At 42.4% G+C, this 14,479-nt stretch carries 7 protein-coding genes; 5 read left to right on the top strand and 2 right to left on the bottom strand.

Annotation, left to right across the window (positions count from 1 at the left end; genetic code table 11):
• Positions 1-41 precede the first annotated feature (41 nt).
• Together FN809_RS06535 and FN809_RS06530 are read right to left on the bottom strand one after the other, a co-directional pair.
• The gene (locus FN809_RS06535) at positions 42-524 is read right to left on the bottom strand and encodes a hypothetical protein (RefSeq protein ID WP_142532686.1); all 483 of its coding nucleotides are present in this window, start codon (positions 522-524) and stop codon (positions 42-44) included.
• A gap of 148 nt (positions 525-672) precedes the next feature.
• On the bottom strand, positions 673-3,486 hold the full coding sequence (locus tag FN809_RS06530) for a helix-turn-helix and ligand-binding sensor domain-containing protein (RefSeq protein ID WP_185957474.1): 2,814 nt from the start codon (positions 3,484-3,486) through the stop codon (positions 673-675).
• Between the two features lie 770 nt (positions 3,487-4,256).
• On the opposite strand from FN809_RS06530, the gene FN809_RS06525 reads away from it, so the two are divergent.
• The 5 genes from FN809_RS06525 to FN809_RS06505 all read left to right on the top strand — a co-directional run bounded on the left by FN809_RS06525 (position 4,257) and on the right by FN809_RS06505 (position 14,457).
• The gene (locus tag FN809_RS06525) at positions 4,257-7,298 is read left to right on the top strand and encodes a SusC/RagA family TonB-linked outer membrane protein (protein WP_142532684.1); all 3,042 of its coding nucleotides are present in this window, start codon (positions 4,257-4,259) and stop codon (positions 7,296-7,298) included.
• Positions 7,299-7,375: 77 nt separating this feature from the next.
• Positions 7,376-8,902: a RagB/SusD family nutrient uptake outer membrane protein gene (locus tag FN809_RS06520; RefSeq protein ID WP_142532683.1), complete on the top strand. Its 1,527-nt coding sequence runs from the start codon at positions 7,376-7,378 to the stop codon at positions 8,900-8,902.
• Between the two features lie 53 nt (positions 8,903-8,955).
• The gene (locus FN809_RS06515; protein ID WP_142532682.1) at positions 8,956-10,719 is read left to right on the top strand and encodes a LamG domain-containing protein; all 1,764 of its coding nucleotides are present in this window, start codon (positions 8,956-8,958) and stop codon (positions 10,717-10,719) included.
• A gap of 276 nt (positions 10,720-10,995) precedes the next feature.
• A complete protein-coding gene (locus FN809_RS06510; protein ID WP_142532681.1) occupies positions 10,996-12,963 on the top strand; it encodes a glucoamylase family protein in 1,968 nt (655 codons plus the stop codon).
• A gap of 114 nt (positions 12,964-13,077) precedes the next feature.
• Entirely contained in the window at positions 13,078-14,457 is a 1,380-nt protein-coding gene (locus FN809_RS06505; protein ID WP_142532680.1) for a glucoamylase family protein, read from the top strand.
• Positions 14,458-14,479: the final 22 nt, after the last annotated feature.

Raw genomic sequence — 14,479 nt, 5'->3', positions numbered from 1 at the left:
ATTTTTACCACTTGCCATTTCGCACTATTTGGTGCTAAAATTCAAAAGCTAGCTTTAGCCATTTGTTCTGAATTGATTTTTAAATCCTTTATAGCTCTTTGCCTGGTGGGCTTTATGGTCAAAAAAATCATAATCAAAACTAAAGTGAACAACAAAAAGTAAACTTGACTGGTTAAGAAAAATACTACAATTGAAAATAGCACTGCTCCTTCAATGAACGCTAAATTGATGATTACACTTGTCTGGTAAGCATTAAGTTTTTCACCAATGTTCATTTTTGATTGTGCCTGTAACACAAGGCGCTTATACAAATATCTTCCACCATTGACACTAATAAACGAGATAAGAAAAACCATCACGCCGTAGGAGGAGGAAAACTTGTCCGTAATAATTTGTCCTCCTGATAATTTTAAAAACAACACCAGGAATAAAAAAATAATTGGCCCCATTAACATGGCAAAATAAATAATCGTCAAACTTTTAAAAAAATCATTTGCCTTTTGAGATAATTGAGATTGTTTCATGCTATGCTTAATTTAAGATCTTCATAGTTTTTTAAAGGCATGAAAGTACACATTAAGTTTAGAAATTAAATATACAATGAATGAAAAGATAAGTGGTGATATGCAGGGCAACGATAAAACACTTCTTATTTTTTGTATATCAACCCTACTATTTCATCAAAATATAATCTGTCAGATTCTCGTCTGAAGCCAACCCAAGTTTTTTGCGCAGTCGGTAACGATGGTTCTCTACCCCGCGTACCGAAATACCTAACAATGGTGCAATCTCCTTCGATGTTAAGTTCATACGTAAAAAGGCACACAGGCGTAAATCATTCGACGTTAAATTTGAGTAGGCTTTTTTCATTTCGGTGAAGAACTCTTTATGTGCCTGTTGAAAATTAGTATCAAAAAGCTGCCAATCGTCATCACCCGAAATATTTTGATCTATTTTGGATATTAAATCCTGATAGTATTTATCCGGATAGCGATTACCCAGATTTTCCTTTTGGTGTCTGATTTTTTTCTTGAGTGAAATTAAAAATTCATTTTTTTTAATGATGCCCATTGTAGAATTGGCTAGTTGCTGGCTTTTAAAACTTAATTCCGACATCAAATTTTCATTGCGCAATTTTATAATCTCTCTCTCTTTTTCTTCGCGGGCATGGCTCTCTTTTAGTTTTACCTTACGCACGGTAATCTTCTTTGATACAAAAGCCAGAATAAGCAGAATGGCCGCATAAATTACCAAGGCCGGGAACGATTGGTACCAGGGTGGTTTTACCCTTAATGCTAAATGATGTACCTGCGACGATTTATCCCAAAGGTTAACTACCTTTACACTTAGCCTGTAATCGCCTTGTGGAATGCGGTTAATCTCCAAAGTAGACTTATCGGTAAGCGTTGACCAGTTATTTTGAAGACCAGATATTTTATATTGTAATTCTACCGGCTCGTCATTTAATATAGGAAAAGCATATTGTACCTGTATGTTATTAAAATTATAGGGTAAGGTTACGATATCGTTTTGGGTGGGAAGTATCCGGGTTTTGCCATTCTTATTCTGAATTTTTACATGCTTTAACCAGGGTGAATATTTACCTATATGGTCATCCCCGGTTGAGGAGTCGGTATTTAATAGGGCATAGCCGTTTTCCAAACAAACCAGCACATTTTTATCATCCAGCACCGCCAGATTTTCGTGATGCGGAACCAGGAGGTTATCAAAAAGGCGGACAGGGTACTCTTTTATTAAACGCACATTTCCGGGTGTAATCTCGAAACAGCCAATTTTACTATTACTTATAAACCAATAGCGATGATCCGGCCCTTTAACGATCCTATAGGATGAGGTAAATTCGCCCAATTGCTCATTTAGGAAGGTATAGGGTATGATGGAATCGTTTAAATCATTATAGGTATAAAGCAGGTCGCCGGTCGTAAATACCAAACGTCCCTCAATTTTAAATACCCTTGCATTAATCTTATTCGTTGCATCCTGTTGATGGATAGTATAGGCTTGCACATTCACAACGCTGTCCAATGTACTATTGAGCCGCAATTTATATAATCCATCGTAAAGATGACTGGCCCATAAATTATTTTGATGATCGAATTCAATAAAACGTATCAGATTATTGAAACCCTTGATGGTATTGGAAAACTCCCACGCACCTTTTTCATAGCTATACAACTCCAAATGTGCATAAGTACTTTGAATTAACTTGTCTTTTTGAGTAGGATGTGGGATAATGCTGTATCCTCCAGCCTGTTCAGATATCATTTTAACGGATTGGTCGTCAATAACAAAAGTACCTGAATTGTGGCCCACAAATAGCCGATCCCCCAACAACTTACAATCCCATACCTGAGTTTGTGTGTTGGGTATTAAAGTAAAATCAGTTTCGTGGCCGGGCCAGGACTTTTTATAAAGCCCTTGATTAGTACCTATATACAGGTCTCCGTTGAAAAGGGCGGCAGTATAAACAGCTCCCAATTTTTCGATTGGTACAATCCGATACGCTTTTTTGTCCGGAAAACTCACAAAATCAATACCTCTGTCCAGCGCAAGCCATATATTTTCTTCTGCATCTTGTGCCATACCCAATACCGTATTACTTTGCAAACCATCATCTTTATTGTGCGCAAAAACTAATTGTTGATCTGTATCAATAGCAATTATACCATTTAAAATAGTGCCCAATACAACTATGCCGGATGGGGTAAGCAAACCTCGATTAATTTTATTCTCAATAAAATAATTTTTTAAATGAGCGGCATACACTGTTATTTTTCCATTCAGGCTGTTGTAAATAAACAAACCATTAGATTCTGTACCTAGTAAAAAATAGCCTGCCTTTGTACTCTCCGCAAAAAAACGAACGTTCTTGTTTACAAAAAATGCGGTCTCTACAAATGGCATTAGCTGATTTTCAATTACTTTATAAATACCCCTATCTTGAATGGCTACATACACATCTCCTCCGGATGTAGTGGCATAATTAATAAAACCGCCCGGTTTAATTACCCTGAAAGTACCCGCTTGGTATATATATATCCCCGAAAAGGATTGAAAATATACTTTATCGCCGCTAACCAAAATATTCCAGAACTCTTCATTAGAACTGAAGTGACTATCTACCAGCGAAGTAAGAGATTGATACTGGAGTGTATTATAACTATCCCGTTCCCAGTAGCCCAGCTCGCGATATCCGGCCGTAAAAATTCGGTTAGAATCCCCCTTGGCCACCGTCCTTATTATTGTGTTGTTGGCCGATGGATGCAAGTGCCAGGCCAATCCATCAAACTCAAGCAAGCCTGTACCGTTACCAAAATAAGCAATATTATTGCTATCGAAGGCTACCGACCAGTTTTGACTGGCCGCACGGTATTCCTTTTTGGTAAAATTAAGAATACCCGAATTGGCCCACGACAACATGCATACATGCAGTAATAGGAGTATGACTGTAACTTGCTTAATCATGAAGGAATATTTTTGTTGTTTAGCAATGGACGTTAAATTTTGTTTGTAATATAAGTATAATGCTCCAAATAATAATAGCAAAGGCAGTGGCTTACATCGCTTACGAATTAAATATGTCAACATGCATTGGTCATAATCTTTATTTTGGCGTATCAATATTCGACTCCCCTGGAATGGTAGGTTTCTATTATAAATATATCTATAGATAAATCATTTATATGGAGTTAGTTGAAAATAGAAGCCACATACCAAGATTATACAAACAAAAGAGGTGCTTTCTGTGATATACACTTAAAATATAGTCGGCTATTATTCCTTTACTGTTCCACTGCCCATGTATCGAAGGATTCACCTATTTATAAAAAATTACTACTCCTAAACAAAGCCCCGTCAGGGTCGAATATTCCACTTGTATTCGTTGTAGATATTCCTTTTTGTGTAAACATTAAGCTTTAACTATACCATTATAAATTTAACTCTTTTTGTACCTACTGGGTAAATGTCCAATAATTATTCCCTATTTGGCTAAAAAATCACCTCATCAACATCAATTTTTTTGTTTATATTAATAATCAAATATCATATCACCAAAACCATAACACCCTATTTATAAACGCCATACAACATACACAGATGAAGAGATGAGGTAGTTATGCACACCCCATTTTGCATTTTTTAACAATGAGAGTTTGTAGTGTGGTGATTTAATTGACATGCCTACTTCGTTCCTCTAAATTTGTTTCATGCAAATAATTTTAAAATCTAGCATCATGAAGAAAACGATTTATGTTCTTTCCCTATTGTTAGTGTCCACCATGCTAAGTGCACAGCAACTCATAACTGTGCAGGGCAGGGTAACGGATACAGATAATATGGGAATACCCGGCGTATCCATTGCCATACAAGGAACCACGCAAGGAACCATTACCGATATTGACGGTAATTATAATCTAAGCGCGCCCACCAACGCAACATTAGTATTTAGTTTTATCGGCTTTAACAACCAGGAGATACCCGTTAACGGCCAAACTACTATTAATGTAATTTTAGAACAATCGCTTGAGATGATGGATGAGGTGGTTGTGGTAGGGTACGGTACACAAAAAGTGAAAGACCTTACATCATCCATCACTACGGTAAAAGCCGATGAAATTGTAAAAACTCCATCCGGCCAGGCCATGCAATCGTTGCAGGGCAAAGTGGCAGGAGTTCAAATCGTAAGTGCAGGTGCGCCCGGAAGCGAGCCAACTGTTCGAATCAGGGGTATCGGTTCGTTCCCCAGCAGTAGTGACTCAAAGCCGTTGTACGTGGTGGATGGGATGTTTTTTGACAACATCGATTTCATCAACACATCGGATATCGAAACCTTATCCGTGTTAAAAGATGCCTCAGCAGCCGCCATCTATGGTGTGAGGGCTGCCAACGGGGTGGTATTGATCACTACCAAAGCAGGAAACCGTAAATCCAGAGCAACAATCACTTACGACGGATATATTGGGGTGCAGGTAGCACAAAATGTATTAAAAATGGCCAATGCCGAGCAGTTTGTCAATTACGTTAACCAAGTTGGAGCACCTGCAGACAGACAATTTGTAGATAATGCCATGCAACGTTTCGGAAGAAGTCGCATTAATCCTAACGTACCGGATGTAAACACCGATTGGTACAAACAAATCATGCATTCATCGGCAAGGCAGCAAAACCATGCCCTGTCAGTTACCGGGGGAAGTGAGAACACGGCCTACTCGATGGGGCTAAGTTACTTTGAACAGGAAGGCTTACTGAAAGGTAAAAATTCTTATGAACGGTTTAATATCCGGGGCAAACTCGACCAGAATGTAAACTCCTGGTTAAAAGCCGGTATTAATATGAATGTAAGTAACGGCACCCAATACATTGCCGATGATGGTGCCTGGTTTAAAGCCTATCATGCCGTACCAATTTTACCTGTTTATGACCCCGAGAATTACGATGCACTTGTTGCCGCAGGAACAGATTTTCCCATTAGGTATTCAAATGCAAAACTGCTGGGTTACCGGGGTACCCAAAACCCTTTTATCAGTCTCGATTATCGCGATCATCGCCTGGATATACGGAAAGTATTGACAGGGGTATATTCGGAAATCAGTTTGCTGCCCGAGAAATTAAAATTTAAAACTTCTTACAATTTATCCCTTATACATTTGAGCGACCGTAATGTGGGTCTGCCCTATTATTTATCGGCATCGGAAGATGTGAACCGCGAATTGTCGAGCATCAGTAAGTACCGCTCTTTATATTTTAACCAGTTTCTGGATAACACCTTAACTTATACCGATAGTTTTGGAGACCATAACATTTCGGCAATGGTAGGTACCTCCTATCGGAATGAGTGGTACGATTCATTAAGTGGTTCGGCCGAGGATATTCCGTTAAATGAAAATACATGGTATATCGGACAGTCCCTGTCGGAGGACTCTAAAAAAGTAAACGATAGTGCCGATAGGCTATATGGCTTTTCCTACTTTGGGCGTTTGTCTTATAACTACCAAAGTAAATACCTGGCCTATTTTACACTACGTAGAGAGGGTACTTCAAAGTATCAGGAAAAATGGGGAACATTCCCTGCATTAGGTGCCGGATGGGTTATTTCGGAAGAAAACTTTTTTAGGAATAACATCGGTTTTATCGATTATTTTAAGTTAAGAGCCGGATGGGGTAAACTGGGTAACGACAAGATAACCAGACAGACAGGAGCAAATACCACAACGCCGGAATATCTGGCAATAGATGATACACAGGTAACCGGAACAGTTACTACCAGCACATTTGGTTATCTGGGCTGGGAAACAGTTACAGGAACCAACGTGGGTATCAGTGCCAATTTATTGAACAATCGACTAAGCATTGAATCGGATTATTACGTCAGAGACACGGAAGGTGCAGCCACCTTTGTCAGCCTTAAGCTACAGCCGGGCGGTGTTCTGAAAAACGTAGGCGAAATCAGAAACTCCGGGTTTGAATTGGCTGTTAACTGGAATGGTGCTATTGGCAATAATATTAAATATAATATTGGTGCAAATATGGCCACCCTCAAAAATGAGGTGCGCGATTTATTCGGACAGGAATATCTCAATTCAGGTTCGTCAGAGTTTCGTCAGCGTACCCAAGTGGGACATCCCATAGCATCCTTTTATGGCTACGAGGTAGCAGGGGTTTACCAAAACCAGGCCGAGATTGACGCCGACCCGATTGCCGTAGCCAATGGACTGGTTCCGGGCGACCTGAAATTTAAAAATCAGGACGGCAACGAAGTGCTCGACGATGACGACAAAGTGTTTCTGGGATCTTATATCCCTGATTTTAATTATGGAGCTTCACTTGGCCTGAGTTATAAGAATATTGAATTCTCCATGAACATAAGCGGACAAAGCGGAAACAAAATCTTGAACCGTAAAAGAGGAGAGATTATTTGGACCAACGACACCAACATCGATGCCGATTATGCCAATAACTTATGGAGTGGCGAAGGAACATCCAATAAATACCCCTCCGCATCAGGTCTAAGACGTGGTTGGAACCAAAACTTTAGTGATCTGCTGTTAGAAGACGGTAAGTTCTTTAGAATACAAAACGTTCAGTTGGCTTATAATATCAATGGAAAAAAATTACTGGGCGAAGATATGCCCGATGCAAGGATATATTTTACTGCCGAAAGACCGTTGACCGTGTTCAGCTACAATGGCTTTAGCCCGGAAGTACCAAACGGTGTGGATCGTCAGTTTTATCCCGTTGCTTCGGTTTATACAGTGGGCCTTAATATTAAATTCTAAACGAAGCTATACTGCTAAAAAACAAACTATTATCTTGATACTTGATACACATATCTTGATACTAATTTTTAAATATCATGAAAAAAACAATAAAATACTATACACCGATTCTAATCTTGGGCTTGCTCCTGTTTTCGGTAAACAGTTGTACCGAAAAGTTTGATGATCCATTTGAGAATGAATCGTTTACCAGCGATGTGAATTATTCCATCGGGGAGAATATGATATTACCTGTTTTAGGTGCCTATCACGGTTTGTATACCAGAGGATGGGAAGAACCATTAACCTTGGGATTACGAGGCGATGATGTGAATGCCGCCGGAGACCAGACACCCATGCACGAGCAGGATGCTTTTAATTACCTGGCCAGTCATTGGAATGCCAATGCCGTATGGCAGGGTCATTATAAGGATATTATCAATACCTTCACGGCCATTGATGAAATTGAAAAATACAGGCTGGAAGGAGCCAGTGATGCATTGGCCGATCAGTACATCGCCGAATGCAGAGTCATTAGATCCTATTTGTACCTTAATATCGGCCGCACCTTCGGAGGAGGTATTGTAATCGATCAATTGGATAACATCCAAAATCTACCCGTGAGCAACAAAGTGGAAATGATGCAGTACATTGTAGATGAAATGGAAGCTGCTATTCCAATGCTTCCTGCCGTCAATCCAAATAAACGAGCAGATATCAAGGGTGGGGTAACCCAATTTACGGCTTATGCGCTACAAGCATTGGCCTATCAGGAAATGAAAGATTACCAGGGCGTTGCTAAGGCCACCTCTGCCATTATCAGCTCCGGGGAGTACCAATTGGCAAACGATTTTTACCATTTGTTTAAAAAAGCAGGTAAGCTCGACGACGAGATAATCCTCGAATTCCAGTACTCCGACTTTAACCAGGGCGAGGGCAACCAGTTTAGACATAATTTTTCACCTTTTGGTATTGGTGGTTGGACACCCGTGGTGGCAGGAGCCGGTGCCGGCTGGGGTTTTTATGAACCCACTACCAAGTATATTAAATTTATGTTGGACAGGGGTGAAACCGTTCGCTTGGAGACCAGCGTAGTGTTTACGCCCGATGGCATAACTGCCCTGCAGGATGATGGTGTCACACTTCCGGCATGGGTATCCAATCAAAATAGGGAGGGCGATGTTTTCAACAACAATGCGCGCCTGAATTTTGGCAGCGGTAAGCATATCCAGCCCTCTACTGAGCTAATTCCCGGAAGAACCAGCCCGGGAAGCAATAAGAACTTTATCGTAATCCGCTATGCCGAAATGTTGCTCATGTATGCCGAGGCCCTAACGCGAGGTGCTACGTCCTCCATTTCCATGAGTGCCGACGATGCCGTTAACCTTGTACGTACACGTGCCGGCCTAAGCAATCTGTCCGGTGTGACAACCCAACAGGTACTTGACGAAAAGTTTGCCGAACTGGCCATGGAGTGGGGAACAAGATTTTACGACATGGTGCGTACGGAAAACACAGCCGAACTCAGCCACGAAGGAAAAACATTTACCATGGATAAAGCCTACCTCCCCTTCCCGGCCGATCAGGTAGCTGAGTTGCCACAATTGGGAGAAGGGATAAAATAATTGAAAATATTCATTAATCATGATAACTATATCTTGATTTTAATTTTACATACATGAAAACATACATAAAGTTATTCACATTAGCATGTGCGTTTTTACTGCTCAATGCATGCAACCAGGACTACATCGATAGTATATCGAAAGTAGATCCGGGTACGGACGAATCGGATCCGGTAGTAACCGTAAACTTCCCGCCCGAAGGTTATGAGCTTCAAACCAACGATGCCGTAGCTTCCATTAAAATTGACTTTAAGGTAGTTGACGACATTGAGATAAGTTCTATATCGGTAATGATGGATGGCTCGGAAATAGTTAGCTACAACGAGTTTAAAGATTACCGGGTGGCCATGAAAAAATACACTTACGACAATGTAACAACCGGACAGCACGTGCTCTCCATTACAGCCACCGATATTGACGGAAAGAGCACAACCAAAGATGTTAATTTTGCCAAAGCTCCTCCGTATGTACCGTTGTACGAAGGGGAAGTATTTTATATGCCCTTCAACAACGAATTTAGGGAAATGAACAGCCTGAGCCTGGCAACTGCTGTAGGTTCTCCTGGTTTTACCGACGGCATACAAGGCGGTACGGCTTATGCAGGTGCAGCGGACGCATACCTTACTTTCCCTAGCAGCATTTTACAGGGTGCCACGGCAATCAGTGCCAGCTTCTGGATAAAAATTGACGATGCCATGGACAGGGCAGGTATATTGGTACTGGCTCCGCCGGCTGATAATAATAACGACCGTTCCAAAGGGTTCAGGTTCTTTAGGGAGGCCAGCAACGGCGGTGCCACACAACGCTATAAGCTCAATGTGGGTACGGGTAGCTCCGACTCATGGTTTGATGGTGGCGCCGAGGCCGACGTAACGCCCAATACAGGTGAATGGGTACACATGGCATTTTCAATCTCCGAAACCGAAGCATCGGTTTATATCAATGGCGAAGTGGTAAAACAGGGCGCCTTCGACGGCATCGACATTACAGACTGTGATCAAATATCCATTATGTCGGGCGCACCCAACTGGACAGGTTGGGACCACCTCTCGGATGGCAGTGCTATGGACGAGTTGCGCATATTTAACAAAGCCTTGTCGCAGGACGAAATACGAACCCTGATGCTGAAAGAGCAGGCATCGTTTTACATGGATTTCAACGGCGACTTTAAAGAGTCCCTCACTGGCACGGCAGCCACCGTGCAGGGTTCTCCAACCTTTGTGTACGGTGCAGGCGTAGTGGGCGATGCATACATGGGTGCGGCCAATTCGTACCTTACTTTCTCAACCGCCGATGTGGATGTGCAGGCCGATGAATTTAGCACCAGCTTCTGGCTGAATATAAACAATGTTCCGGATAGGGCCGGTATATTGACCATGGGCCCTGAGGACACAGAAAATGCGGAATATCCCACTAAGCAGAACAACCGAAAAAGCGGGTTCAGATTCTTCAGGGAGGCCAGTAATGCTGGAGCCACACAGCGTTTTAAACTCAATGTGGGCAATGGCACGGCGGATACCTGGATCGATGGCGGCGAAGCGGCCGATGTAGATCCCACAACCGGTAATTGGGTGCATTTTGCCTTTGCCGTAAGTAGCGACAAGGCTACGGTTTATATCGATGGTGCAGAGGTCAAACAAGGAGACTTCGACGGTATCGACTGGACAGGCTGCGACCTATTGTCCATCATGTCCGGTGCACCCAGATTCAGTGCCTGGGGACATCTTTCCGACGAAAGTAGGATGGACGAACTGTATCTGTTTAAAAAAGCCCTCACCGCCGAGGAAGTCACTTTACTGATGAACGACGGCATGTAGCAATCTGGTAATTAGGACAATGGAACGCGTCTGTATAGGCCCGGTGCATAGCAGAACCGTTCCTTAAATCCCAAGTTGCCAGTCAACCCCTTTTCTCGTATCGCTGAAACTTCAGCGGAGAAGCAAGGGGTTGACGGCAACTAAACATTGCATCCGTCCTGCTTTAGTGCCTGTCTTGCAAAATTGCGGGAAGCCGAAAGTAAAGATTGGAGGTAACCCAACTGTAAATCAGAACCATATTCAAACAAATCATTTTCACTATTCACCATATCATCCATGCGCTACTTCCTTTTCATATTGTTTACTGCATCTATTTTGTATGCCTGTAAAAAGGATAAACAGGACGAAAATACAAAGCCGGAAGAGCTGAACCTGACCTACATATATATTGGTGATGCGGCATTGAGTATAACTAATGACAATAAAAACTTATCCATCGATGAGCTGATCGAAATACGATTTGATAAACCGATAAATCCCACCACGGCCAATAACGCAATCAAATTGATAGACTCAGATAATCAGGATATCACAGTCACTCTTGCCTTTTTTGACCAAAATAAGCTGTTAAAAATTGATCATCCCCTATTAAAGGAAAACAACTTATACACTTTAAGTATTTCGGATGATTTAAAAGGTGCGCAAAACGAAACTTTTACAAAACAGACTTACACATTTACCACCACTACATTACCCTTGGTTTTGGAGAAGATATGGATAGATGGTGAGCAGATCAATCCTTTGGTTACTCAAATAGATGTAGATAGAATCCCGACAATTAAGTTCGGATTCAATACACCTCTCGCCCAAAGCGATCTGAAAGATTTTTCGACGTTTAGTAGTAATGGGGCTATGCTCAATTACAATTTAAACCAGGACGACGATCTTACCATATCTTTCTCGGTTACGCAGGAATTGGAGGATTATCAAAAGTTTCAGTTTACCATTTCTTCCCAAATTCAGAAACGGATAGGCAAACCTTTCGACGGGTTGGAGTTAAATTTCTTTACCCAGCTCGATTCATCGCTAAAATTCCCGGTAATTTCCGACGAAGAGCTATTGACGAAGGTACAACAACAGACTTTTAAATATTTCTGGGATTTTGCCCATCCCGTATCCGGCCTCAGCCGCGAAAGGAGTACCGGGGGCGATTTGGTGACCATTGGTGGCTCGGGCTTTGGCGTGATGACCATACCTGTTGGCATTGAGCGGGGTTTCATTTCCCGTGCCGACGGCGTGGCACGCTTGGCCAAAATTGTCGACTTTTTGGCAAAGGCCGACCGTTTCCACGGCGTTTGGCCGCATTGGATGGACGGGGCAACCGGCCTTACCAGGCCTTTTAGCACAAAAGACAACGGTGGCGATATTGTTGAAACCGCCTTTATGATCCAGGGTCTGCTTACCGTTAAACAATACCTGAATCCGGGCAATCCTACCGAAAATACTATCATCAGCAAAATTAATGCACTATGGGAAGCCGTGGAATGGGACTGGTACACCCAAGGCGAAAACAGTATTACCTGGCATTGGTCGCCCGAATACGGTTTTGAAAAAAATCTGAAAGTGAGGGGCTGGAACGAATCTTTAATTGTTTACGTTCTGGCGGCTTCCTCGCCTACGCACCCCATTACCAAAGAAGTTTATGATCAGGGTTGGGCGCGAAACGGAAATATGAAAAACGGCAAATCCTTCTACGATATCATCCTGCCTTTGGGCAATGATTATGGTGGTCCGATGTTTTTTGAACACTATCCTTTTTTAGGATTAGATCCGCGCAATTTGAGTGACAGCTATGCCAATTATTGGGAGCAGGCACAGGCCCACACATTAATTAATCGTGGCTACTGCATGGCTAATCCAAAGGCTTTTGTAGGTTATAGCGGCGATTGTTGGGGATTGACGGCCAGCGATAATCACGAAGGTTACTCCGCACATTCGCCTACCAACGACAAAGGGGTGATTACCCCAACGGCTGCTCTGTCATCCATGCCTTATACCCCGGAGGAGTCCATGGCTGCGTTAAAGCACTTTTATTATTTACTGGGCGACCGCTTATGGGGAGAATATGGTTTTTACGATGCCTTTAGTATCAGTAATAGCTGGGTGGCTTCGTCGTATCTCGCCATCGACCAGGGACCTATTATCCTAATGATTGAAAATCACAGAACAGGAATGTTATGGAATTTATTTATGCAAGATACGGATGTTCAACAGGGCTTAACGAAGCTTGGGTTTAATTATTGAGATTTTTATTTATAAATGACATGCTACCACATTCCGTTGGGGTACTGTTCGCCTAAACTTGATACGCCCATATTGATACTTGACACTCACATCTTGATACTAATTTTAACAAACATGAAAAATATAAAACACATCTCTTATCCAATTATTTTTAGCCTATTGCTAATGGGTTTTATGGCTTGTACATCCGGCGCAAAAAAAATGGGAAAAGATAAAGCGGAGGCATCTAAAGTAAGTCATTGGTCCGACGACCAGCTATTAGATACCCTCCAGCGCCAAACATTCGATTACTTTTGGAGCGGTGCCGAACCCAATTCCGGTATGGCACCCGAACGTATCCATACGGACGATGTCTACCCCCAAAACGACCAACACATCGTAACCCTCGGCGGCTCCGGCTTTGGCGTTATGGCCATACTGGTGGGCATTGAGCGGGGCTACATTACCCGCCAGGAGGGATTGAAACGCATGCAAAAAATAGTAGATTTTTTAACTCGTGCCGACCGCTTCCATGGCGTATGGCCCCATTGGTTAGATGGAGTCACCGCTAAGGTGAAGCCTTTCAGTAAAAAGGACGACGGGGGCGATTTGGTAGAAACGGCATTTATGATACAAGGCTTGCTCACTGTGTCGGAATATTTTAAAGATGGTAATGCCGAAGAGCAGCAATTGGTATCCGACATTACCCGCTTGTGGCACGAAGTGGAATGGGACTGGTACACCAATGGGGGGCAAAATGTGCTGTATTGGCACTGGTCGCCCAACTACGGGTGGGACATGGATTTCCCCATTGGAGGTTACAACGAGTGTCTTGTCATGTATGTTCTGGCAGCATCCTCGCCAACGCATACTATCCACCCACAAGTATATCATCAGGGATGGACTTCAAACGGTAACATCACACGCGATACCGTTTATTATGATTTACCCACGGTGCTCAATCATTATCAAGGAGGCAAGGATCCGGTGGGACCCTTATTTTGGGCACATTACTCCTACCTGGGGCTTAATCCCAAAGGTTTGCAGGACAGTTATGGCGATTATTGGGAATTAAATAAAAATCATGCCCTTATCAATTATCGGTATTGCGTGGATAATCCTAAAAAATTTAAAGGTTATGGTCCAAAACAATGGGGACTTAGTTCCAGCTATTCGGTTAAAGGTTATTCCGCCCATCGGCCGGGTAAAGCCGATTTGGGGGTTATATCTCCAACTGCTGCACTGTCATCCTTTCCCTATACGCCAAAGGAGTCGATGCAATTTTTAAGATATATCTACGGTGAGGCCGATTCGCTGGTTGGGAAGTATGGGCCCTACGATGCCTACAGCCACACCCATAACTGGTATGTGCCCCGTTATCTCGCTATCGATCAGGGCCCCATCCCCGTGATGGTTGAAAACCATAGAACCGGATTATTATGGAATTTATTTATGCAAAATAAAGATGTAAAAAATGGCTTGGAGAAATTGGGGTTTATTGTAAACGATAATTGACGGCTATCGAAATATGGAAAAG

The organism is Saccharicrinis carchari (assembly GCF_900182605.1).
Lineage (GTDB): Bacteria > Bacteroidota > Bacteroidia > Bacteroidales > Marinilabiliaceae > Saccharicrinis > Saccharicrinis carchari.
This window is presented reverse-complemented; position numbering and strand designations above follow the sequence as displayed.